Origin of the sequence: Psychroflexus halocasei (genome assembly GCF_900107595.1) — a bacterium.
GTDB classification, from domain to species: domain Bacteria; phylum Bacteroidota; class Bacteroidia; order Flavobacteriales; family Flavobacteriaceae; genus Psychroflexus; species Psychroflexus halocasei.
Genome location: NZ_FNQF01000039.1, coordinates 1 through 1,271, shown reverse-complemented (window position 1 = coordinate 1,271; position 1,271 = coordinate 1). Strand labels below are relative to the sequence as shown.

Annotated in this window: 2 protein-coding genes; both read right to left on the bottom strand. The window is 33.1% G+C overall.

Features of this window, described 5'->3' with window-relative positions; all coding sequences use genetic code 11:
- Positions 1–9 precede the first annotated feature (9 nt).
- Positions 10–861 carry an IS3 family transposase gene (locus BLV84_RS12395; protein ID WP_234953158.1) on the bottom strand — a complete coding sequence of 284 codons (852 nt, stop codon included), beginning with the start codon at positions 859–861 and terminating at the stop codon, positions 10–12.
- Positions 861–1,232, bottom strand: coding sequence for a transposase (locus tag BLV84_RS12390; RefSeq protein ID WP_093246182.1), 372 nt, complete (start codon positions 1,230–1,232; stop codon positions 861–863). Before BLV84_RS12390 ends, BLV84_RS12395 begins: the two co-directional genes overlap by 1 nt.
- Between the last annotated feature and the right edge of the window lie 39 nt (positions 1,233–1,271).

Sequence of the window (1,271 nt, the reverse complement as noted above, 5' to 3'; positions counted from 1 at the left end):
AAATTTATTTTAGGCTGATAATTTATACACCATACTTGGAGTTTTAAAATCTAAAGATAAGTGTAATCTTATTTCGTTGTATAGATTAATTGCATTTTTTGTAGCGCGTTTTGCATGTTGTAGGCTATCAAAGGTTTGATCGAGATAGAATTCATCTTTTAAGATGCCATTTACACGTTCAGCCATTGCATTTTCATAACAATGATTGTCTTCAGTCATGCTGATATTGATGTTATTTCTTTTTAGTATTTGCGTGTAAACATTGCTACAATATTGTATTCCTCTGTCAGAATGATGTATAAGTCCAGTTAAGTTTTTGGTCTTGTACAAAGCTTTGTTTAAAGCTCTTACGCAGCCTTTAAGCTCTAGGCTATTACTTATATCATAACCGACGATTTTACGGCTGTACATATCTGTAATGAGTGCCAGGTAGCAAAATCCTTTAGTTGTTCTGATGTAAGTGATATCACTGACCCAGACTTGGTTGGGTCTGTTGACTTCAACATCTTTAATAATGTTTTTGTATTTATGGAACCTGTGTAATGAATTGGTGGTTCTTGAGCTGTATTTTTTTCTAAGTGTAAGCATATTGTTTTTTCTAAGAATATTAAACAAGGTATCTCGACCTACTTTCAAATTAGCATCTTTAAACTCTGATTTTAAAGATTTACAGAGTTTTCTAACACCTTCTCTAGGGAGGGATTTACGTCTATTCTTGACAATTTCAATAACTTTTTGTTCAATCTTTAAGCGTCTGTTTTCTCTACGTTTATATTTGTAGTAAGCATCACGTTTAAGACCGAAACAAGCCGTTAAAGTCGTTAGAGAGGTAAATCCCTTAGCTTTTTCTTTGGCCTTGATTAAGGCTTTGTATTTAGCTTTTTTTTTAGATCAATGACAGATTTATAGCCAAGCTGTTCTGCCGCCACTTCTAGATATGATTCATCTACAAGTGCATCCATATCCTTTTTAAGCAGAAGTTTTTTAAGCTGTTCAATTTCTTTTTGAAGCTGCTTGATACGTGTAATTTCGTCTTTTGTTTTCACGGTTACTCTGGTGTTCATAAGGTCTTTACGGTTGTACTTTTTAATCCATTCATTAATGGTAGTAGGAGCGATGCCGTAAGCCTTACCTAGTTGATACTTGTTTAATTTTCCGGTTGTAAGTTCGTCTAAAATTTTCAATTTGAAAGGTTCTGAATAACGTCTAATTACTTTGTCATTTTTGTACATAATGTTTAAAATTATGTAGCCTTTATTCAGGACGGGTCA